The sequence below is a fragment of the Arthrobacter sp. 2MCAF15 genome (genome assembly GCF_052115605.1).
Taxonomy (GTDB): Bacteria; Actinomycetota; Actinomycetes; order Actinomycetales; family Micrococcaceae; genus Arthrobacter.
Window position 1 is genome coordinate 59280 of sequence record NZ_JBFRGZ010000007.1, and the last position, 22348, is coordinate 81627.

Annotated in this window: 17 protein-coding genes, 1 tRNA gene and 1 pseudogene; 11 read left to right on the forward strand and 8 right to left on the reverse strand. The window is 65.6% G+C overall.

Annotated elements, in window-relative coordinates; genetic code table 11:
* The first annotated feature begins 50 nt into the window (after positions 1-50).
* The gene (locus tag AB4089_RS10020) at positions 51-689 is read left to right on the forward strand and encodes an NADPH-dependent F420 reductase (protein ID WP_441409140.1); all 639 of its coding nucleotides are present in this window, start codon (positions 51-53) and stop codon (positions 687-689) included.
* A 34-nt stretch (positions 690-723) separates the two neighbouring features.
* Here the strand turns inward: AB4089_RS10020 and AB4089_RS10025 are convergent, their stop codons facing one another.
* The 5 genes from AB4089_RS10025 to AB4089_RS10045 form a co-directional block, all read right to left on the reverse strand.
* Positions 724-1866, reverse strand: coding sequence for a hypothetical protein (locus AB4089_RS10025; RefSeq protein WP_441409141.1), 1143 nt, complete (start codon positions 1864-1866; stop codon positions 724-726).
* Positions 1863-4058, reverse strand: coding sequence for a multicopper oxidase family protein (locus tag AB4089_RS10030; protein ID WP_441409238.1), 2196 nt, complete (start codon positions 4056-4058; stop codon positions 1863-1865). Before AB4089_RS10030 ends, AB4089_RS10025 begins: the two co-directional genes overlap by 4 nt.
* Positions 4059-4360: 302 nt before the next feature.
* Complete coding sequence (locus AB4089_RS10035) at positions 4361-5890, reverse strand: APC family permease (protein WP_441409239.1); 1530 nt, start codon at positions 5888-5890, stop codon at positions 4361-4363.
* A gap of 14 nt (positions 5891-5904) precedes the next feature.
* Positions 5905-6828 (reverse strand): universal stress protein, encoded by a 924-nt coding sequence (locus tag AB4089_RS10040; RefSeq protein ID WP_441409142.1) that lies wholly within the window; start codon positions 6826-6828, stop codon positions 5905-5907.
* A gap of 43 nt (positions 6829-6871) precedes the next feature.
* Positions 6872-8266 carry a flavin monoamine oxidase family protein gene (locus AB4089_RS10045; protein ID WP_441409143.1) on the reverse strand — a complete coding sequence of 465 codons (1395 nt, stop codon included), beginning with the start codon at positions 8264-8266 and terminating at the stop codon, positions 6872-6874.
* Between the two features lie 177 nt (positions 8267-8443).
* On the opposite strand from AB4089_RS10045, the gene AB4089_RS10050 reads away from it, so the two are divergent.
* Positions 8444-9154 (forward strand): TetR/AcrR family transcriptional regulator, encoded by a 711-nt coding sequence (locus AB4089_RS10050; RefSeq protein WP_441409144.1) that lies wholly within the window; start codon positions 8444-8446, stop codon positions 9152-9154.
* A 99-nt stretch (positions 9155-9253) separates the two neighbouring features.
* Here the strand turns inward: AB4089_RS10050 and AB4089_RS10055 are convergent.
* Positions 9254-9336: transfer RNA gene (locus tag AB4089_RS10055), tRNA-Leu, on the reverse strand.
* 385 nt (positions 9337-9721) lie between these two features.
* Here AB4089_RS10055 and AB4089_RS10060 point away from each other — a divergent pair.
* The 7 genes from AB4089_RS10060 to pknB are packed head-to-tail and all read left to right on the forward strand — an operon-like array spanning position 9722 to position 19436.
* Positions 9722-10471 (forward strand): FhaA domain-containing protein, encoded by a 750-nt coding sequence (locus AB4089_RS10060; RefSeq protein ID WP_441409145.1) that lies wholly within the window; start codon positions 9722-9724, stop codon positions 10469-10471.
* Positions 10468-10950 (forward strand): FHA domain-containing protein FhaB/FipA, encoded by a 483-nt coding sequence (locus tag AB4089_RS10065; protein ID WP_441409146.1) that lies wholly within the window; start codon positions 10468-10470, stop codon positions 10948-10950. The genes AB4089_RS10060 and AB4089_RS10065 overlap by 4 nt, the downstream gene beginning before the upstream one ends.
* A gap of 2 nt (positions 10951-10952) precedes the next feature.
* Positions 10953-12722, forward strand: a complete 1770-nt coding sequence (locus AB4089_RS10070) for a PP2C family protein-serine/threonine phosphatase (RefSeq protein ID WP_441409147.1) — start codon at positions 10953-10955, stop codon at positions 12720-12722.
* On the forward strand, positions 12719-14164 hold the full coding sequence (locus AB4089_RS10075; RefSeq protein ID WP_441409148.1) for an FtsW/RodA/SpoVE family cell cycle protein: 1446 nt from the start codon (positions 12719-12721) through the stop codon (positions 14162-14164). Before AB4089_RS10070 ends, AB4089_RS10075 begins: the two co-directional genes overlap by 4 nt.
* Positions 14161-15618, forward strand: a complete 1458-nt coding sequence (locus tag AB4089_RS10080; RefSeq protein ID WP_441409149.1) for a peptidoglycan D,D-transpeptidase FtsI family protein — start codon at positions 14161-14163, stop codon at positions 15616-15618. The genes AB4089_RS10075 and AB4089_RS10080 overlap by 4 nt, the downstream gene beginning before the upstream one ends.
* The gene (locus AB4089_RS10085; RefSeq protein ID WP_441409150.1) at positions 15615-17456 is read left to right on the forward strand and encodes a protein kinase domain-containing protein; all 1842 of its coding nucleotides are present in this window, start codon (positions 15615-15617) and stop codon (positions 17454-17456) included. The genes AB4089_RS10080 and AB4089_RS10085 overlap by 4 nt, the downstream gene beginning before the upstream one ends.
* 6 nt (positions 17457-17462) lie before the next feature.
* Positions 17463-19436, forward strand: coding sequence for a Stk1 family PASTA domain-containing Ser/Thr kinase (gene pknB / locus AB4089_RS10090; RefSeq protein ID WP_441409151.1), 1974 nt, complete (start codon positions 17463-17465; stop codon positions 19434-19436).
* Positions 19437-19498: 62 nt separating this feature from the next.
* Here the strand turns inward: pknB and AB4089_RS10095 are convergent, their stop codons facing one another.
* Positions 19499-20140, reverse strand: a complete 642-nt coding sequence (locus tag AB4089_RS10095; protein ID WP_441409152.1) for an anthranilate synthase component II — start codon at positions 20138-20140, stop codon at positions 19499-19501.
* 164 nt (positions 20141-20304) lie between these two features.
* A pseudogene (locus AB4089_RS10100) lies at positions 20305-20454 on the reverse strand (class E sortase); the annotation flags it as partial.
* Positions 20455-20635: 181 nt separating this feature from the next.
* Between AB4089_RS10100 and AB4089_RS10105 the strand changes: the two are divergent.
* Both AB4089_RS10105 and AB4089_RS10110 read left to right on the forward strand, forming a co-directional pair.
* The gene (locus AB4089_RS10105; RefSeq protein ID WP_390201411.1) at positions 20636-20890 is read left to right on the forward strand and encodes a cell division protein CrgA; all 255 of its coding nucleotides are present in this window, start codon (positions 20636-20638) and stop codon (positions 20888-20890) included.
* Positions 20891-21092: 202 nt separating this feature from the next.
* A complete protein-coding gene (locus AB4089_RS10110) occupies positions 21093-21698 on the forward strand; it encodes a DNA-3-methyladenine glycosylase I (protein WP_441409153.1) in 606 nt (201 codons plus the stop codon).
* Positions 21699-22348: the final 650 nt, after the last annotated feature.

Consider the following 22348-nt stretch of genomic DNA (forward strand, 5'->3'; position numbering starts at 1 on the left):
CCTTCAATTGTTGATCCGGCAGTTACCGGCCACCTCGGAAAGGTTCCATCATGACTGACATCACGATCATTGGCAGCGGCAACATGGCACGGGCAATCGGCACCCGTGCTGTCGCCGCCGGCCGCTCCGTCCAGGTGCTGAACCGGACACCGGATAATGCCGCCAAGCTCGCTGCTGACCTTGGCGCCAACACCACCTCCGGCGGCCTGAGTGAAGTTCCCGAGGGCGACATCGTGGTCCTGGCGCTCTACTTCGGACCGGCCAAGGAGGTTGCCACACATTTCGGCGATACTCTCAGCGGCAAGACGGTGGTGGAGATCAGCAACCCGATCGACACGGAAACCTTTGACTCGCTGGTGGTCGCCCCGGGAACGTCGGCGGCCGAAGAAATTGCTGCGCTGCTGCCGGGCGCACGGGTGGTGAAAGCCTTCAACACCACCTTTGCCGGCCCGCTCGGCGCAGGGGCTGCCGGTGGCCTGCCAGTGGATGTCTTCATCGCCTCTGACTCCGAGGAGGCCCGCAACGACGTCGCCGCCTTCGCCGAAGCCGCCGGGCTGCGTCCGATCCAGGTGGGCGGGCTGCGCCACGCCCGTGAACTCGAGGGCTTCGAGCAGCTGGTCATGGCGCTGCAGGTCAACCCCGCGTATCCAACCTTCAATTGGGGCACCAGCCTGAAAATCATCGACTAGAGCCCGCCTCAAAAACCGGCCGGACCCGTGCACCTCACTGGTGAGGGACGGTGACCGACTCGTGTCCTGAGCTATCCGGGTTGCCGAACCAGGCCGGGGCGGTGCCGGCGAGACCCAAGACGCCAACGGCGATCGCCGCCACAACCGTGAGCGATCGGATGTGGGCTGATACCAGTGGGCGCCTGGGGAGCTGGTCTTTGTCACGGAGCAGGGCGCCGGCAGCCAGCAGTGCGCCCAGTTCCAGGACCCCGGCAGCAATGTCGGCCAGACCGGCCGGTTCGAGGGTGCCGGCCGCCGGTCCGAACGGCAGTCCGACGGTCCGGGAGCACAGCCACAGCACCAGCGGAACAATCGAGGCTCCCGCGACCGCCGGGAACAGGGCGCGGTGCCGCCGGCCCAGCGACAGGAGGCCAAGGGCAAGCTGGGCCGCAGCGAGAATTGCGAAAAACATACCGGCGGCAGCCCACTCACTGAGATGCTCCGGTATGACGGCGGCGTGGATGGCTGCGCTGCCGAACAGCGTTGCGGCCAGAAAAATCCGCCGGTGGTCCTTTCCCAACCGGGCAGTTCGCCGTCGGATGCTGCTGACGTCCAACCGGCCGCCCCGGATCGCCACCACCCAGCCCACGAGGACAAGGTTGGTGACCAGGAGCATCCCGCTGCCATAGACCACGGCTCGCATCTGGAGTCCGAGCGACGCCTGCTCCTGCAGCGCCACGCACCCGTCCTGCGGGCAAGTATGGCTCATCGAGCCGATCAGCTGCAGCTGATCGGACTGCAGCCGGTAATCGTAGGCGGAGCTGACGGTGATGAGCGCAATGCCGACGCCGGTTCCGGCGGCGGCTACCAGCAGTGCCGTCAGGACAGTGCTCCACTTGCGCGGTTCCGGCCCGAACAGATGGAGCGCCAGCGCGAGAGCGCCAAGAACCGCGACGACGAAAACCGGCAGAACCAGGGTGGACTCACGCAGCCAACTCACGAATGGCTCCTGCGTGCGTTCAATGGCACCCACGGCACCGCGCAGCGACATCATCCAGAAGCCGTCAGCGTAGGCCATCACAACAGCGAGGGATGCGACCGTCAACCATGGAACGGCTGCCGGGCCGGGATTCAGGCCGTTGCGTTCAATGTGGGCGTCGGCGAACTTTGCCTTCTCGATCACTTCCCTCTGCTTCATGGCCGGATCTCCCAGCCGAACATCATGGAGTGGTCCTCATGCGCAAGGTTGTGGCAGTGCGCCACGTATGGCCCGACGAAGTCCCGGAATCCCCGGTAAAGGATCACCGACTCGTTCGGGTCAAGCGCCGCCAGATCCTCTTTCGAGACGTCGTCGGGGTGCCCGGCATCTGCCTTAACAGTGACGTCCTTGCCGTTGCGCATGACGGTGCGGTGTTCCTCCATATGCAGGTGGAAGGGGTGCACCCATCCGCCGCCGCCGTTGCGGATCTCCCAGAGGTTGAAGCTGTTCTTCTTCGGCGCGGCCAGCGGCGTCGCGCCAGCATTGTTTCTCAGGCTCGTCGCCACCGTCGTCGGGTCGAAGGGTTTGCCGTTGATGAGCCACTCGATCTCGCCGCCCAGGGCACCCCGCTTCACCTCGAAGATCAGGCGGTTGTCCAACAGGTTCCGCCAGTTGCCCGGCAGCGGCGGAAGCGGGCGCAGAGGCGTCAGGGCCGCCGGCATCCGGCTGTCGTCCTGAGCGGTGTCGCCGATCACGAACTTCAGCAACGGCACCCTATAGGCCGGATCGGGGAAGAAGCGGGACGAGTTGGACCACATCCGCCCGTTGGGCATCTTCAAGACGTTGGTGAGGTAGACGACGTCGCCCTTGGTGGTCGGCGTGCCGTCCTGGTACCGCGTGAAATCGATGATGACCTCGCGCCGCTTGGCTGGCCACAGCTCGAACGAGTCCCGCTTGATGGGGAACGGCAGGAGCCCACCGTCTGAGGCGATCTGGGTGAACTGCATGCACTGCTGCGCGTCAGGGATGCGGTACTGGCCCTCCAGTTCGTCATCGACAAAGCCGAGCGACGCCGAGGACTTGGGGCCCTGCGTCGAGCTCATCAGCTTGAATTCGTAGATCCTCGAGACCGAGGCGTCCAGGAACCGGAAGCGGTACTTGCGCCGCTTGACCTCCAGCACCGGGAAGGCCGTCCCGTTGACCGCGCAGATATCGCCCACGAAGCCGTGGTTGGGGAAATGCTTGTAGAACGTCTTGCCCCACCACTCGGGATGCTTGGCCGGGTTCTTGGCGGCCGGGAACTCGCCCTGCACGTCGTGGATGTCCTTGTGTACCGTGTCGCCGTCATCAAGGCGCAGATCGGAGAAGGCCAGCGGGATGTCGTACTTGACATCGAAGGAGCCATCCGAGTTGTCCTTGCGGACGCCCGGCAGCCGGAGGCCCCGCCGCTCGTCTCCCATGTCCAGGCCGTTCTTCGGGTCGTAGATGGGGTAGAGGCCCATCAGGCCCTTGTAGACGTTCGAGCCGGTGTGGTCCATCGTGTGGTCGTGGAACCAGAAGAAACTCTGCTTCTCCCGGTCGTCTCCGCCGGCCGGCCAGTTCAGGTACAGGTTGTCGACGAACATCTGCGGCCTGAAGCCCGGATGTTTGGGCCCGGCCACCATCGAGTAGTGCGGGTTGCCGTCGCTCTCGGGCGCGGTGTGACCGTTGTGCAGGTGGGTCAGGAAGGACCAGTCCGGGGAGCCAAAATCCTGACGGTCGAGGTGGAGCGGGTTCTCGTCCAGATGGTTTTCAAAGCGGATGAGCGCCGGCTTGCCGTACTCGGCGTTGATCATCGGTCCGGGGAGCATGCCGTTGAAACCRTAGATTGTGCTCGGCGGCAATGTCCGTTTCGTCCCGGCCGCGTAGGTCTTGCCGGATGAGTCGTACGAGACTGTCGGCTGTCCTTCCGAGTCGATCGGCAGCACTTGGGACTTGGTGAAGGAGTGGGTCCGAAGCAGTAGATCGATCTTGTAGACGATGGGATCCGGGTAGCCGATCTGGCTTGGCCAGATCTGGTGCCGTTCGTTGAGCAGCGAGTTCTGCTGCCCGGGTCCTGGCCCCGGCGGCTTCGGCCAGGCGCTGTACACCGACCTCGGCACCGGGGTGAGCGCCCTCGGGATGGGCAGCTGGTCGCGGAACGGTTCGAGGATCAGCGGGCTCGTCGGGAACTTTTCGATGTAGAACAACGCGTCACTGAGCGCTGCCGACGTCGCGGCGAACGCGCCGTCGGCCGTGAGCAGGCCCCGCTGCGCCAGAAACGGCACGCCCAAGCCCTTCGCGGCAACCAGGGCGGCACCGGCGCCCCCGGCCGCCCCCAACCTCAATAGGGTTCGGCGGGACACCCTGCCTGCCTCTTCATCCTTATCCATCACGAGTCCCCGTCCCCTTCGTATGGGGTCGTATGGCCGCCCTGAGGCCTGCGGACGCCATCCCGTGCGCATCGTTGCGTGAAATGAAGAGTGATCACGAGGAAACTCCCTACCCTGCGGGCTCAGCTTCGCTTGGCCCTCCGCCGCTGACCCCCTCACTATGCGTCGAAGACCTTTGGAATCACTTGATCGGCCGGAACCTGCCTCCAACGCAGGAAGGTCCCCCTCCGGCCAGCCGTTTGGTAAGTACGCTCACTTTCCATACGGCTGCCGGACGGGGACCTCCCGGACCCGGCCGCGGATCAGATTCCGCGGGAGAGGACCTTGCCCTTGAAGAACTCGGGGCGGACCCTGGCCATGACCAGCATGAGCACCACGCCCAGCAGGATGACGCCCATGCCCAGGATGAAGACCAGGCCCACGCCACCGATTGACGAACCGGAACCGTACGCGGGATCCAAGGAGTCATAGGCGGTCTTGACGAACATGACCAGCAGGATGACTCCGCCCAGGAGAGGTGCAAGGAACTTGAAGAAGAACGCCTTCGCCCCGCTGAACGCCTCGGCGCGGAAGAACCAGACGCAGGCCAACGCGGTGATGCCGTAGTAGAAGCAGATCATCATGCCCAGGGCCGTGATGGTGTCCCACAGCGCGTTTTCCGACGTGGTGCGGGTAATGACATAGAACGCTGCGGCTGCCGCAGCCGAGGCGATCGTGGCATAGCTCGGCGACTTGTAGGTGGGGCTGATCCGGCCGAACTTTTTCGGCAGGGCCTTGTAGTGGCCCATGGACAGCAGGGTGCGCGCCGGCGAGACGAACGTGGACTGCAGCGACGCGGCGGAGCTGCTCAGGATGGCCAGCGACATCAGGATGGCGAAGGGGCCCATCACCGGCCCCGCGAGGACCGCGAAGATGCTGCCCTGGTTCTCCGGGTTGCCGGCACCCAGGCCGGTATCGCCGACTCCGGCGAAGGACAGTGTGGCCAGGGCAACGGTCATGTAGATGATCACGATGACCAGCACGGTGACTGTGGCGGCACGGCCCGGGGTCTTCTCCGGATCCTTGGTCTCCTCGTTCATGGTCAGCGTGACGTCCCAGCCCCAGTAGATGAAGATGGACAGCGAAACGCCGGCGGCAAAAGCAGAGAAGGATCCCACCGCGAAGGGGTTGAACCAGTCCGGGGCGATGGCAGTCGCGTCAAAGGCCGTTCCGTTGGCCACGTGGCTGAACGCCGCCACGGAGAACCAGCCAAGGACCAGCAGCTGGAATCCCACCAGCACGTACTGGACGCTCTTGGTGGTTTCCATGCCGCGGTAGGAGATCCAGCACGCGAGGGCAATGAAGACCAGCGTGGTGGCTATATTCACCGGCAGGTTCGTGGTGAGGTCAGCGAGGTCCGGGTTACCCGTCAGCTGCGCCAGCATGAGGTAGAAGAAATCCACCGCGACGGCCGCCAGGTTTGAGAGCACGATAATGGTCGCAGCAATCAGGCCCCACCCGCCCATCCAGCCGATCCAAGGGCCAAAGGCCCGGGTGGACCAGGTGAAGGAGGTTCCGGCGTCGGGCATGGCGTTGTTCAGTTCGCGGTAGCCGAGCGCCACCAGCAGCATGGGGACAAAGCCCACCAGGAAGATCGCGGGCAGGTGCACGCCGACCTCGGCCACTGTGGGGCCCAGTGCCGCCGTGAGCGTGTACGCCGGGGCGATACAGGAAATGCCGATGACGACGGCGCCAATCAGGCCCACCGATCCGGCCTTCAGGCCCTTCTCGCTGAGCCCGTGCTGGTCGTGCTTCTGGTCGTGCTGCTGTCCGGGCTGCGATGCCTTGGACATCGCGGGTTCGGTACTCATTTTTCTGCCTCTCGGGGGACGTCATTCGACGCTGAATGGTTGAGCCGCTTGAGTTCATAGTCGCTGGGCACCACGATCATCGGCACGGGCAGGGCGCGAAGGATGCGGTTGGCCGTGCTGCCGAGGAAGATGGACCGGCCCTTGGCAAGCCGGCTGGAACCAATCAACAGGACCTCGCCGTCTTCCCAGCTCAGACGGTCTACAGCTTCCTCGATGCTGCGACCGTGCGCGACGACGACTTCCGTCTTCGCCTCCTCCCGGACCTCCTGTTCGTCGCCGGGCAGGGCGGCGGCCAGGCGTTTCGCCGCGTACTCGCGGGCCGCCTCGGCGTTACCGGCCGCATCGGCCTCATCGCCGCCGTCGAGCGCCAGAAGCGACACCACGCGCAGCGGCACGTCCCGGTTCGACGCCATGCCCAGGGCGAAATCAAGCAGCTTTTCGGCGCCCGCCCGGGTTCCGAGTCCGCAGCTGATCCGGGTCAGGGCCTCCTGGCGGTGGTAGCCGTGCGGTGCCAGGGCCACAGGAACGGTCGAGGCGTGGAGCAACGCGCTGGCCACCGACCCGATGGTGAAGCGTTTGAAGATCCCGTTGCTGGTTGCGCCGATGATGAGCATGTCCGCGCCCAGTTCCTCGGCCGCCTCGATCAGTGCGTGCGCGTCGGAATCATGGCCGCGGACGTGCGCCTGCGCCGGGACACCGGGCGGAACCAGCGCCAGCGCCTGGTCGAGCCATTCCTGGGCCTGCTCATTGAGCAGATTTTCGAAGCCAGCCGTAGGTGCGAGGGCGTGCCCGGAGTGCTGCACTTCGGGCACCACCAGCACAAGGTCCAGGCTCGCTCCACGTCCGAGCGCCAGGGAGACGGCCAGATTGACCGCATCGTGGCCCCTGGCATTGGCTGAGTACCCCACTACGTAACGCATCTGGCCGCTCTCCTAACTGAATTGACGTGAATTGTTGGGATTTCTACGCCGGCGACGCGACGGACGCACGGTCCGCGGCGGCGACGATCCGTGCTGCCGTGGCCTGTCCCATCCGGACAGCGCCGTCGACATGCTGGTAGCCCTCGGCCGCGAGATCGGAGCAAGACCAGTAGATGGGCCCGACCGGCTTCAGCTGGTCCTTCCCGTACCGGTGCAGCCCGCCGAGGTCGTAGCTGGCGGCGTAGGCTCCGCGGGTCCATTCCTCGGAGCCCCAGTCGGACTCGTAGTAGACCTCGGGATCCAGGGTTTTTTCGCCGAGGAAGGACGCAATCGATTCGAGGATGGCCCGGCGGCGGTCCTCTGCGCTGAGCTCGAACATAGCGTCGGCCTTTTCATCCGAGACGAAGCCCACCAGCGTGCCGCGGGGGTCCTCGTAGTTCGTGTTGTCGTAAACCTCCTGAACAATGGCGCCGGCGCCGAAGCCGGTACCTGAAAGTCCATCCTCCCGCCAGAAAGGCGTGCTGTATACGGCGTGGACCTTGATGACCAGGCCAAGGGACTGGTGCTGGTGCATCTGGTGCTGGCGGCGGGGCAGCGGCGGATTGAACGACACCCGGGAGTAGAGGTTCGGCGGCACGGCCATGATGACGAAGCGGGCGTTCACGGTGGCCCTTTCGGAGACTGCCGTGACGCGGTATCCCCCGCTCGCGTCCTCGGCCCAGTTGATGGTGCGGACCGGGCTGTCCAGGACGACGTCCTCACCCAGTTCCGCGGCCTGCAGCAGCGAAACCTGCTGCATCCCGCCGACAACCCGCTTGTCGAGGATGAAGTCCTCATCCGTGAGATTGCTGAAGGATCCGGCGGAGGCAGCCATCAGGACGGCCTGCAAGGCGGAGAATGCGTGGGCGGGCTTGGTCAGCATGCCGCCGGCGATGAAGAGGCCGATGTTGTTGCAGGCTTGCTCGTCCGTTGAGTTCTGCCGCAGCCAGTGGTGGAAGGAAACGGTGTCCAGCTCGCGGGCCTTGGGGTGCGCCCACGGCTCCTCGGGGCCGATCTCCGCGGCCAGGGAATCGAGCAGGGCCGTGAGCTTGTCCATTTCGGCCGCGGTGGTTTCGCTGACGGGGAAGGTGTCGCCGGTGTACAAGGTGCGCTTGCCGTCTGCGCCGATGAAGACGGATTCGCCGTCGCGGTAGCGGGAATAAGTCTGCAGCCCGAGGTCTTTGAGGAGTCCCAGGAGCGCCGTCTGGTCCGGGGAGACCCACTGTCCGCCGATTTCGAGCATGGCCCCGTCAATCGTGTCGGTCCAGGTCCGGCCGCCCACGCGGTCCCGTGCCTCGAGGACCGCCACGCTCAGCCCCGCCTTCTTCAGCTCGCGGGCTGCGGTCAGTCCCGAAGGCCCGGCCCCTACGATTACGACGTCGCGTTCAAGTTCCAGCATGATGTCCTCCCTGTGGCCGCTAGAGTGATGCGGACCACTAAATGAATGTCGTTCATTTAGAATGATAGACCTTCCGTCCGCTTCCGGGAAGACCCATGCCCAGGGAATTTGGCCAGTAAAGTAGGGGCAGAATGGGATGACCCAGAAACCGCCCGCAGAGTTAGTAGGAAGTCCGGAATGACGGCATCAACCAGCGTCCCCGCCGGCCCGCACAGCCCGGCAGACCAGCACAGCCCCGCCGCCGGGCCGCGCCGCCGCGTGGGCAGGCCCGCCGCAGCCGTGCTGGACCAGGACGGCATCACCGCGGCCGCGCTGCAGCTGATCGGCAAGAGCGGCTACGACGGCTTCACCATGGCTGCGCTGGCGCGGACCCTGAACGTGGCGCCGTCGGCGCTGTACAACCACGTCTCCTCCAAGCGGGACGTCCTGGTCCTCGTCCAGGACCACTTGACCTCGTTCGTGGACGTCACCGCCTTCGAAAACGGGCCCTGGGAGCAGGCCGTGAGGGACTGGGCCTGGAGCTACCGCGATGTGTTCTCCAAGCACACGCCGCTGATCCCCGTCATCGCCGTCCTCCCCGTAGCGGATGCGCCGAAGACCCTGGCCATGTACGAGACCGTCAGCGCCGGCTTCAGCCGTGCGGGTTTTCCCCAGGAGCGCATCGTCCCGGCCATCGTGGCGTTCGAATCCTTCATCTTTGGTTCCGCCTACGACGTCACGGCGCCGCCGGACATCTTCGATTCCGGCAGCATGGCGGCGTCGACCCCCAATTTCACCTCCGCCGTCAACCGCCTGGCCGAGGACAGCCATGAAAGACCGGCCGACGTCGCCTTCAGCCTGGGACTGGAGGCACTCCTCGCCGGGCTGGGTGCGCTGCGGACGGCGTAAGAGGCCGTCCGTTGCAGGCGGCAACGGGTTAAACCTGGGTGGCAGCAATGGGTTAAACAAAAGAACCCCGGTCCAAGACCGGGGTTCTTTTGATTTGCGTGCGCGAGGGGGGATTTGAACCCCCACGCCCTTTCGGACACTGGCACCTGAAGCCAGCGCGTCTGCCGTTCCGCCACTCGCGCGCAACTTCTTCCACTCGGATAGGGCCGGTTTCCCGGACCGCCAACCTCGTAAAAGCAGCGAGATCAAGCATAACGGACAATTGCCGGAAAACACCAATCGGGCCGGAGCGGCCCCGGATCACGGTCGCTTCCCAGCCAGGCGGGCCCGGTTGCCGAACGTTACGTCGGGCAGCTCCGACAGGGCCGGGCGGGGGATGTCCGCGCACGTCAGGGCGCGATCTGCCCCCATTTGGGCGCCCGCCCGGCGGTGCGCGTTGAGGCCATTCCCAGACACGCCCAGTAGTATCTGATGTAAGAGTGTCTGCTGATCGCGGGCTCGCAAAAGCTGGAAACCGAGTTCCGGAAACGAACGCTGCCCCGCAGCCATCAGGAAAGGAGAGGGACCATGGGATTGCTGGACAAAGTCGAGCGCGGCATCGAAAAGGCCGTCCGCGGAGTCTTCTCCACCGGTTCTCGCGCCCAGGTTGAGCCTGTCGAGATCGCAAGCCGGCTCCGCAGCGAGGTGGACAACAAAGCCATCACCATCGCCGCGGGACGCACCCTTGCCCCGAATGTTTTTGACGTGCTCCTCAGCAGTGACGACTTCCAGCGCGCCCAGGAATGGGGCACACCGCTGGCGGAAGAACTGTGCGACGTCGTCATCAACCACGTCCGCAGCCAGGGTTACACCCTCCAGGGGCCGGTCCGGATCAGTTTCCGCCGCGACGAAGAGCACCGCGCCGGGAATTTCGACATCACATCGCGGACCGAGAAAGCCACCGCCCCTTCCGCCCCGGCCCAGCCGGCAGGCCAAGGCAACCTACCGGCGGCTCCGACGCGCCAGCCGGCACAGCTGCAACCCGTATTGGACATCGACGGTCAGCGCTACTCGCTGAACGCGCCCTCGATCGTCCTCGGGCGGTCCTCGGAAGCAGACATCCTCATTGACGACACCGGCGTTTCGCGCCGTCACCTGGAAATCCGGACCGGGCCGGGCACAGCCCAGGCGATCGATCTCGGCTCCACGAACGGCAGCTATGTCAACGGCCAAAAGATCGTGGGCAGTTCGGAACTTACTGACGGCGCCACGATCACGATGGGACGGACCAAAATCATCTTCCGCCTACTGACCGCCAACACAGGCGGCCGCGCATGAGCGAACTGACCATCACAGCCCTTCGCTTCGGGTTCCTTATTCTTCTATGGGTGCTGATCTTCAGCATTGTCTCCGCCATGCGCCGCGATCTGATGATCGGCCGCAAGGCAGCCGCCGGGGCTCCCACAGCGCGCCAGGTCCGCAAGAATCCAGCCCTCGCCGAGCCCCCGCCCGCGCCGGTCAAGCAACAGGCCCGCCAGTTGGTGGTGACCGAGGGTCCGCTCAAGGGCACCACCATCCCCCTCGCGGCGAGCCCCATCCTCCTTGGCCGGGCGCAGGAGGCCACCCTTGTCCTGGAGGACGACTACGCCTCGGGCCGCCACGCCCGCCTGTTTCCGCAGGGCAGCCGCTGGTTCATCGAGGACCTCGGCTCGACTAATGGCACATACCTGGCAGACCAGCAGCTGACCCGGGCACTCCCGGTGGAGCTGAGCGTCCCCGTGAGAATCGGCAAGACGGTCATCGAATTGAGGCCGTAGCCATGGCTGCCCCGGATATTCCCGCAGACAGGGCCGAAGGCAAAACAACTGCCCCCAAGCGGCCGCTCATCATGCGTTATGCCGCGCGATCAGACGTCGGCCGAGTGCGTGCCAAGAATGACGACTCCGCCTACGTGGGCCGGCACCTCGCCGTCGTTGCCGACGGCATGGGCGGCCACGCCGGAGGTGACGTCGCCTCCGCCGCGACCGTTCTGGACATGATCCACCTGGATCATGACGACTACGACGGCGACGCGGGCACCGTCCTCGCGGATGAGATCCAAACGGCCAACTCCCTGCTGTCCGAGCTGGTGCATGTCAATCCCAAACTGGCAGGGATGGGCACCACGGTCACGGCGCTGCTGCTCGCCGAGGGCAAGCTCCACTTCGCCCACATCGGCGACTCACGCGCCTACCGCCTCCGCGATGGCGAGTTTGAACAGGTCAGCATCGACCACACCTTTGTCCAGCGGCTGATCGACGAAGGCCGGCTGCGCCCCGAAGAGGCCGAAACGCATCCGCACAAGAACGTCCTCATGCGCGTGCTGGGGGACGTCGATGCCAGCCCGGAGCTGGACCTTGACACACTGGCCGTCCACGCCGGGGAACGCTGGCTCCTGTGCTCGGACGGCCTGAACTACGTGGCCGGCCACGTCGTGGAACGCACGGTGCGGGAGACGAAGGACCTCGCGGAATGCGCAGAGGTGCTGATCGATCTGACCCTGGAGGCCGGTGCCCCGGACAACGTCACTGTGGTGGTACTCGATATCGCCGAAGAGACGCGCGACGACGTCCGGACCGCCGCCGTCGACGTCGTCCCCGCGCCGGCAGCGGCGGCATCGTCGCCCGCGGTATCGACCGCACCGCCGACCGGCAGCACGTTTGGTGCCGCGAAGTCCCCCGGCGGCCCGGGAAAGCCCGACGACGCCGGCAGTGCCGCCGGAGCTTCTTCCGGGGCTGCGACGCCCCAGGCATCCGCCAAACTTGTCCCCGGCGTTCCGGCCGACGGCACGACGGCCGGCGCCTCCGAGAAGGCTGCCGAAAACAAAGAGCCTGAGACCACCACCGACCCGCACCTGGGCGAACACCTCTCGGCCGAAGTCCTGCGTGAAGAACTCTCCTCCCGCCCGCACGAACTTGTCGGGGCCGCCGCGGCAGCAGCGGATTCGGGGTCCATCCCTTCAATCGCCGGACGCACCGTCGCCCGGCGCGCGGCCACCGTCCTGACGCACAAGTCGGAACAGGCCCGCGAGGACACTGAAGAGGACAGGCCCACGGGCCGCCCGCGCCGGTGGCTCACGGTGTCCATCGCCGCCGCGATTGTCGCACTGCTGGGCATCGGACTGTGGCTTGGCTACGCCTGGACCCAGACCCGGTACTACATCGGCGAGCACGATCAACATGTGGCCATCTTCAACGGCGTCTCCCAGCGCCTTGGGCCCATCCAGCTTTCCACCCTTGAAGCGGTGACCGATATCAAGATGTCCGATCTTCCCGAATTTTCCCAGCAGCGCGTTCGTCAGACCGTGCCCGCCCGAGATCTCTATGACGCGCAGCGGATCGTCAAGAATCTCGAGCGCACTGGCACCACCGCCCCGGCCGATGAGTGCCTCACGGCATCGCCAACGGCAACAGCCACCGGCACCACGCCATCCCCGGGCGCCACAGCCACGCCAAGTCCCGCGGCGACGCCGGGTTCCACGGCCTCCCCTGGAACGGCCAAGCCGTCGCCGTCCGCCACCCCGACTACGAATTGCGAGGGGGCCAAATGACAGCCATCGACCCCGTGCCCAAGCCAAGACGAAACGTGGAGCTGGTCCTTCTGGTCCTGGCCCTCGCGGTGGGGATCGGCGCCCAGGCCCTCGTGGGTGTGGACCGGCAGAAAGCGTTCGACACCGACTTCTGGTTCCAGTCCAGCCTGCTGGCAGCAGCCGCCCTCGCCTTCCATGTCGTGCTGCGGATCCGCGCGAAATATGCAGATCCGGTAATACTTCCCCTTGTGGTGGCCCTCAACGGACTGGGCCTGGCCATGATCCACCGGCTGGACCGGGTGGGCGAGGACACCGGAAATAACCAACTGCGCTGGACAGTCGTGGCCATGGCGGTCGCGATCGCGGTCATCTGGTTCCTCAAGGATCACCGGATCCTGCGGCGCTTCACCTACATTTCGCTGGCCGTCAGCGCCGTTCTCCTTATCCTGCCGCTCGTTCCCGGCATTTCGGCCGGAGAAGTCCTGGGCGCCAGCGTCTGGATCAAGATCGGGTCCAGCACCTTCCAGCCGGGCGAAATCGCCAAGATCACGCTGGCCATCTTCTTCGCCGGGTACCTGTCCTCGAACCGGGACCTGATCCTGCTGGCCGGCCGCAAGATCGGCCCGCTGCAGTTCCCGCGGTTCAAGGACATGGGTCCCATGATCACCGCCTGGCTCGTGAGCATCGGCGTGCTGGTCTTCCAGCGCGACCTCGGCACCTCGATCCTGTTCTTCGGCCTGTTTCTCGCCATGATCTATGTCGCCACGAGCCGCATCAGCTGGGTCATCATCGGCCTCGTCCTGATGGTGGTGGGCGGCTTCGTGGCAGCCAAAGCGTTCTCGCACGTGGCCCTCCGGATCGACGGCTGGCTCAACGCCTTCACCCCTGAGGTCTACGGCCGGGAGTTCGGCGGCAGCCTCCAAATTGTCGAAGGCCTGTTCGGCATGGCCAACGGCGGCCTGGTCGGCACCGGCCTGGGCCAGGGCCGCCCGAACCTTGTCCCCTTCGCCAACAGCGACATGATCATCGCCTCCTTCGGTGAAGAACTCGGGCTGATCGGCGTCTTTGCGATCGTGCTGATGTACCTGCTGCTGTTCACCCGGGGCTTCCGCGCCGCGCTGGGCACCCGCGACGCGTTCGGCAAGCTGCTCGCCACCGGGCTCTCCTTCGCGATCGCGCTGCAGTGCTTCGTGGTGATCGGCGGCGTGACCCGACTGATCCCGCTGACCGGGCTCACCACACCGTTCCTCGCCGCCGGCGGGTCCTCGCTCCTGGCGAACTGGATCATTGTGGGCTTGCTGCTGATGATTTCGCACTCTGCACGAGGTCCGGTGGACACGACGCCGCTGCCGCCCGGCCAGGGAACGGGCGCCGGCAGGAAACTCCCCGCATTTCCGTCCAAACCGGCACCTGCCCCCCAAACCAGTCCCGACGCACCCACTGAGGCGGTGAAACAGCTGTGAACCAGGCCATCCGCAATTCATGGATCGCCGCGATCGCGATGTTCGTGCTGGTCTTCGGCGCGCTCAGCTATGTGCAGGTGGTTGGCGCCGACGAGCTCAAAGCCAACGCCTGGAACAGGCGCGCCATCTTGCAGAATTACTGCAACGACCGCGGCGCAATCATTGTCGGCGGCACCCCGGTGGCCGAGTCCGTGCCTGCCACGGAGAGCTGCAAATTCCAGCGGACCTACTCCCAGCCTGAGCTCTACGCCGGCATCACCGGTTATTTCTCGAAGAACTACGGCCTCACCGGGCTTGAGAAGTCGATGAACGATGAGCTGGCCGGCAGCTCGGACCAGCAGTTCCTGGACCGCGTGGGCCAGTTGTTCCTCGGCAACCAGCCCAAGGGAGCGTCCGTGGAGCTGACCCTGGACCCCAAGATCCAGAAGCTTGCCTACGACCTGATTCCGGACGGCCAGCGCGGGTCCATCGTGGTGACCAACCCGAAGACCGGCGCAATCCTGGCCATGGTCTCCAAACCCTCCTATGACCCCAACCTGATTGCCACCCAGGATGCAGCTGCCGAACAGGCCAACTACACCCAGCTGAACCAGGTTCCCGGGATCAACCTGAACCAGAACGTCAGCGGACCCACGGGCGCATTGCTGGCGCCCGGCTCGGTGTTCAAACTCATCGACACGGCCGCGGCGCTCAACTCAGGCAAGTACAACAAGGACAGCGTCCTGCCCAACCCGGCGGAAATGTCGTTCCCGGGCATCGACTACAAGCTCCCCAACTACGCGGGAGGAAACTGCTACACCCGCAGCACGGCGTCGTTCGCCTTTGCACTGCAGCAGTCCTGCAACACCCCGTTCGCCAGCATCGCCCGGGACCTGGGACAGAAGTCCATCGCCGACCAGGCGGAGAAATTCGGCTTCGGCCAGGACTTCGGCGGCCAACTCAAGCTGGACAGCGCGCCGAGCTTCTTCCCGACCGAGCCGCTGGACGAGGCCGGGCTGGCGCAGTCCTCGATCGGGCAGCGCGACGTCCGCGCCACACCCCTGCAGATCAACACAATGACGGCCGCGATCGCCAACGACGGTGTGCAGATGCAGCCGAACCTGATCAAGGCCGTCCGCGCGCCGGACCTTCGGGCGATCAGCGAGCCGAAGCCGCAGGCCCTGCGCACCGCCACGAGCCCGGAGATCGCACGGCAGATCAACGAGTGGATGGTCAGCGTCGTCGACGACGGCATCGCCAAGAGGGCGGCCGTGCCCGGGGTGCAGGTGGCCGGCAAGACCGGTACCGCCGAACTCGGCAACGGCCTGAACAACTCGTGGTTTACCGGGTTTGCCCCGGCAAATGACCCGCAAGTGGCTGTCACCATCGTCATGGAAGGCGTAGACATCACCACTGGCGCAAACCTAACCAGTCCGAACGCGAAGAAGATTTTTGAGGCGGTGTTGAATAAGTGAGGCCTACTTCGGGAATCACCCTCGGCGGCAGATTCCAGCTGACCACGCGCATAGCGATCGGCGGCATGGGAGAAGTCTGGAAAGCCAAAGACCTGATCCTTGGCCGCATTGTCGCCATCAAGGTGCTCAAGGAGGAATACACGGGTGATCCCGGATTCCTGCAGCGCTTCCGCGCCGAGGCCCGCCATACCGCACTCCTGAACCACGTGGGCATCGCCAACGTCTTCGACTACGGCGAAGAGGAGGGTTCGGCCTACCTCGTCATGGAACTGGTTCCGGGGCAGCCGCTGAGCAGCATCATCGAGCACGAGCAGGTGCTTTCCCCGGACCGGACCCTCTCGATGATCGCGCAGACAGCCCGTGCCCTGGCCGTCGCCCACGCCCAGGGGCTCGTGCACCGGGACATCAAACCCGGGAACCTGCTCATCACCCCGGACGGCCGGGTCAAGGTCACCGACTTCGGCATCGCCCGCCTGGCCGACCAGGTTCCGCTGACCCAGACCGGACAGGTCATGGGCACCGCCCAGTACCTGGCGCCGGAACAGGCCACGGGCCAGACTGCCACCGGAGCCTCGGACATCTACTCCCTTGGCGTGATCGGCTACGAGTGCCTCACGGGCCACCGGCCGTTCTCCGGGGAATCCCAGATCGCCATCGCCCTGGCCCAGGTCAACGACGCGCCGCCGCCGCTGCCGGACACACTGCCCAGGCCCGTCCGGGCCCTGCTGATGTCCATGCTGGCCAAGGATCCGAAGAACCGCCCGGCTGACGCCATCAAGCTGTCCGAGGCAGCCGAGGCCATCCGCAATGGTGACATCCCCGCCGCGCACGCGGCAGTGCCTGGCATGTTGCTCTTCGAGGCGGCCACCGGACCCATCACGGCCCCAGTGGATGTCCCCACGGCAGCGACCAGCGTCATCGGTTCCAGCGCCGCGGAGGACAAGTCGAGGTCGGCAACGTCTGCGCTGCCCGTCGTCGGCGCGGCCGGCGCGGGTGCGGCGGCTGGCCTGGCGGCCGGTGCGGCCGCCGCCAGTGGCTACGGCGCACGCAACGCGCTCAACCGCGCAGATGCCCTGGCGGCCGAGCGCAGCTGGGCGCAGGATGAGGAACAGGAAGACTACGACGACGAGCCGGAGGAGGCGCCGAAGCGTCGCGGCCGAAGCCCGTGGACCTGGCCTCTGATTGCCCTGATCCTGCTGGTCGTGTTCGTGCTCGCCGGTGTGGTGCTGAGCCAGGCCGGCAATCTCTTCCCCTCGCAGGCACCGGCCACGACCGGCGCCATCTCCACCTCCGCGAGGCCGAGCAGCGCCACCCCGACGGCGTCGTCCGCGTCGCCCTCGGAGACTCCAACTCCCAGCGCCAGCTCCGCGACACCCACGGAGTCCACGCCGGCTGCCATCAACCTGATCCCGGACGCCTACCTTGGGCGGCCGTACAACGAGGTCCGCAACGAGCTGATCGGCAAGGGCTTGCAAGTCACCGGCGCCGAGGTGGTCAACGACGCGACACCTGGCACGGTCACCAATATTGACCCGTCCGGTCCGGTCCAGCCCGGGACCACCATCACCGTGAGCTACTCCAAGGGCCCGGAAATGGTTTCCGTTCCGTCCATCAAGGCCGGCGCAAGCGAGGGTGAGGTTCAGCAGGCCATCCAGAATGCCGGGCTTCGCTGGGCCAAGGGAGCCGACGTCAGTCCCACGAACAAGAACGAAGATCCGGGCACTTTCGTAAGCTCGGAGCCTCCGTCGGGGAGCAAGGTGGCCTCCGGCAGCGTCGTGACCTATCATCTCGCCAAGGCCTCGGCCACAACTCCTTCCCCTACCAAGTCCGGACCCTAAGCAATCATGAGCAATACACCCCGCACACCGTCGCACAGGGAGGATCGCCCTGTGAACACGCAGCGCGTCCTCAGTGGGCGCTATGAGCTGGGTGAACTGATCGGCCGAGGCGGCATGGCGGACGTGTTCCGCGGCGTCGACACGAGGCTGGGACGCACTGTCGCCGTCAAGCTGCTTCGCCCGGACCTGGCGAGGGATCCCCAGTTCCAGGCACGGTTCAAGCGCGAGGCCCAGGCTGTCGCAGCGCTCAACCATCACTCGATTGTGGCTGTCTTCGACACCGGGGACCATGCGGTCCCCGGTGACCACGACGACAGCGTCCGGGTGCCGTACATCGTGATGGAATACGTTTCCGGCAAAACCATCCGGGACATGGTCAGGGCCAAGGACGTCACGATCGACCAGTCGATCGATTTCACGCTGGGCGTGCTTTCCGCGCTGGATTACAGCCACAAGGCCGGGATTGTGCACCGCGACATCAAGCCCGCCAACGTAATGTTCTGCCCGGATTCGAACAGCATCAAGGTCATGGACTTCGGGATCGCCCGTGCCATCGCTGACTCGTCGGCTACCATGACGCAGACGCAGGCCGTGGTGGGTACCGCCCAGTACCTGTCCCCGGAACAGGCGCGGGGCGAGGCCGTTGACGCGCGCAGCGATCTCTACTCCGCCGGATGCCTCCTGTATGAAATGCTTGCCGGCCGGCCCCCCTTTATTGGGGACAGCCCGGTCTCCGTGGCGTACCAGCATGTCCGTGAGATCCCCGAGCCGGCCAGCAGCCTCAACCCTGAAGTCTCCGCGGCGCTGGACAGTGTGCTGATGAAGGCCCTGCAGAAGAACCGGGCGGACCGGTTCCAGGACGCTGCCGCTTTCCGCCGTGCCCTGCGGGCCGCCCGCAGCGGCGTCCCCGTGGCCGCGCCGACCGCCAGTGAGGCCCCTACCGACCCCACGAACGCCGTTCCCCGGCACGACGCTTCGGCACCCACGTCGGTCTTCTCCCTGACCGGGGCCAAGTTCCTCGACGATACTCCCGGCGGCAGGCTGCGGCCCGCGGAGGAAGAAGCACCGGACGAGGATCCGTTCCTGCTGCCCGCCGACACCGAGCTGTATGGCACCGCGGACACCGGAAGCCTGCCCTTGGCGCTGCCGGCCGAACGCGACCACACGCCGGGCCAAAAGTCCCGCCGCCGCACCTGGATCGCGACGCTGGTGGTCCTTACACTGCTGGTGCTGGCCGGGGGCGGTCTGTGGCTATACAGCCTCACCAACCAGGCCCCGCCGCAGGCAGCCAAGGTCCTGGTGCCCACCGTGACGTCCTTGACGGAATCAGAGGCCCTGCAAAGGCTCTACAACGCCGGGTTCAAGCCGCAACTCAGCCGACTGCAGCACCAGACCATACCGAAGGGCACCGCCATCGGTACGGTGCCGACATCGGGAAGCTCGATGGACGCCAACTCGGACATCATCCTGAACATTTCCGAGGGGCCCAGCGCCATCACCATTCCCACCGACCTGCCCGGCCGGACGGAGGCGGCGGCCCGCGATCTCCTGCACCAAACGGGACTGACCGGTTCCCTCACCACCAAGATGTCCAACAACCCCACGGTCCCCGTCGGCATCGTCATCACCACGAATCCGGCCCCGGGCCAGGTGGTGGCCGTAGCCGATGCCGTTGAAATCGTCGTGTCCACCGGAAAGGTTGCGGTGCCGCAGGTGATCGGCCTGCCGCTGGCGGAAGCCGAGGCCAAGCTGAAAGAGCAGGGGCTGAAGCTCAACGCCACAGAGGTGGAAAATTCGCAGGTCGGACCGGGCAAGGTCACCGGCCAGGCCGACGCCGCGGATTCGCTCGTGGAGCAGGGCAAGACCATCACGGTGACGGTGGCGAAGGCACCTGCACCGCCGCCCCCGCCATCTCCCACGCCGACTCCGAGCAAGACCACGTCCAAGGAGGACGCGGTCCTGGGCGGGCTGTTCCCCTAGTCCCGGCGGGGCTGCGCGGCAGGGCCTCCTACCGCGCGGCCGGCTGTGCTGTATCTACCGGCTCAGTGCTTGATGAGCGGGCTCAGGTCCGCTGCCCGTTCGGCGGCGCCGGCCATGCCGAGCGACTCAAGCCAGTTGCCCAGCATCTGGTAGCCCCCCTCGGTCAGGACAGACTCCGGGTGGAACTGCACACCGCATAGCGGCGCGGTGCGGTGCTGCAAGCCCATCACAACACCCGTGCCCGTTTCCGCGGTGATCTCCAGGACCTCCGGGATGCTCTCCCGGACAGCGGCCAGTGAATGGTACCTCGTGGCCGTGAGGGGCGAGGGGAGCCCGGCAAACACACTTGTTCCGTGGTGTTCAACCAGCGAGGTCTTGCCGTGCATCAGCTCGGGAGCGTGCGTGACCGTTCCGCCGTAGGCCTCTGCCAGCGCCTGGTGGCCCAGGCACACTCCCAGCATGGGTTTGTCATGGCTGCCGCACCACTTGATCAGCTCAATGCAGACCCCGGCCCCTGCAGGGTTCCCCGGGCCGGGAGAGATGAGGACCCCGTCGCGTGCCTCGGCCATTTCGATCGCCTCGGCGAGCGTGACGTCGTCGTTGCGGACCACGGAGGTCTCCGCACCGAGCTCCTGGAGATAGCCCACCAGGGTGTAGACAAAGCTGTCGTAGTTGTCTACGACCAAGATCTTGGTTGTGCTCATGGGTGCTTTGCTGAACCAATCGTTGAATCTGTTAACTGGGTGAATTGCGCCAGCCAGGGAAAAAGGAACTGAACCATCAATACCAGTGCTCCGGCCGCCAGCACCAGCGCAGTCGCAATCTTGAGCCGCAAGGGGCCGGTAAGGCGGCGGAAAAGCCAGGCATACATGGTCAGGTAGTTCCCCGTCGGCGCGGCACCCGGCCGCGTCGGCAGCGGCAACAGCACATCCGTCCGCGAGGGGAGGACTATCTGGCTGTTCCTGAACACGTAGACATAATAGCCTTCGCGGGTCTGGACGTAGATCCGGTCCCCGGGGCACTGCGGGTTCTCCTCGGGGGGGCGGATGCGGGGTCCGACGGTGCGGCCTGAACTACAGCTAGAATTGTGCGACAAAAGAATTCAAACTCGACCAAGAGCGTGTCGGCCGCCGGGGCTCAGTTCCTGCAGGATATCAAGCAACGCTGCCGCTCTTGTTCCAGCCCGCCAAGGAGGATCAGTGCCCGAGTCGAAGCCGCGTAAGAGGACTGCCCGTGTGGCGCCGCAGACTTCTGCTGCGCAGGCCTACAAGCCCAACCCGGTCTGGTTCAAGCCCGTCATGTTTGGCTTGATGATCATTGGCCTGCTGTGGATTATCACGTTCTACATCACCGAGGGCGCCTTCCCGGTGCAGGCATGGGCCTCGTGGAACATCGTGGCCGGTTTCGGCATCGCGATCATCGGCTTCCTGATGACCACACGCTGGCGTTCCTGAACCAAGTCCCAGCGACGCAATTCCCTGACGGGCCGGCACACAGTGTGTGCCGGCCCGTCAGCGTTAATCCCGGCGCTGCTCCCCAGTATTGATCTCCGGCACTGCTCCCGGCGCTCCCGTGTCCGGCCGATCCGGCGCCGACCGGCGAGGTCTTTGTGACCGATAATGCTGGGAGAGGCTTTACCCCAGCGAAGGATTCCAGATGACCCCGGCAGTAAGCGGCTCAACAATAGGTGACGACGGACTGGCACGGCCCGTGTGGGCATCCGTGGATCCCATGCTGCGTGACTACTACGACACGGAGTGGGGCATGCCCGTCCGGGATGAGCAGGGCCTCTACGAACGGATCAGCCTCGAGGGTTTCCAGGCGGGCTTGTCCTGGGCGACGATCCTGCGGAAGAGGCCCGCATTCCGCGCCGCCTTCAAGGACTTCGACCCGGAACTGGTCGCCCTCTTCACGGACGCCGATGTCGAACGCCTCATGCTCGATGCCGGAATCGTCCGGAACCGGCTGAAGATACAGGCAACCATCACCAACGCCCGGGCCACTCTGGCGATGAGGGACGACGGCGGCCTGGTTGACTTCGTGTGGTCGTTCCGGCCGTCCACAACACCGCGCCCCAGTTCCCTCGACGAAGTCCCCACCACCTCGGCCGAGTCCGTGGCGCTTTCCAAGGCGCTGCGCAAGAAGGGCTTCGCGTTCGTCGGGCCCACCACGATGTTCGCCCTCATGGAGGCTATCGGAATGGTGGACACCCACTTGGTGGACAGCCACCGGCGCGGCACTTCTGGAGTCTGGCCGCACTGATGCCTGCGTGACGGCACGGCGGTTTCACCGTCCTCGCCTTTATCCACAGCTGTGCACAAGTCTGGGGAAACTTATCCACACTGTTCATAAGTTTCGCTCCAGCCGCGCGTTTCGGGCCAGTTCTACGGCCATGGCAGGGCGCACAGGCGACGGCGGCATTCCCGTCAGGGGTTGAATTACAGGGCTGTAAGTTATTAACAGTGTGGATTGCCTGTGGACAAGTCCCGCTGGCCGGCCATCGGGCTGGTGTTGGGCGCCGGGCGCCGCTCTGAGGGCAGGCCCGGCCCCGAACGGAGCGGCCTGACAGGGCAGGAAAGGCGCTGGGGAAGTTATCCACTTAATAACACTCCACTACCCACACGTTATCCACAGCTGGGGATAACACCCCGGGCCGCGGGGCCGCGAACCCTGCTGTGCCGCCCTAGGCGGGTTTGATTCGCGGTGACACTTGGACCATCAAGTTATTAACACTGTGAATAACCCTGTTGAAACACAGGCGGGCTCCGCTGCACACCCATGCAGCAAGCACCGCCTGTATGGGCGCACTCCAGCCCCAGGCAGGCGCAAGTCCGCTGTGTCGTCAAGGTTGTGCCCGCAGGACCCCAACGCGGTGGCGGGGTGCCAAGGGCGGGTGCCAAGGACAGTGCGCC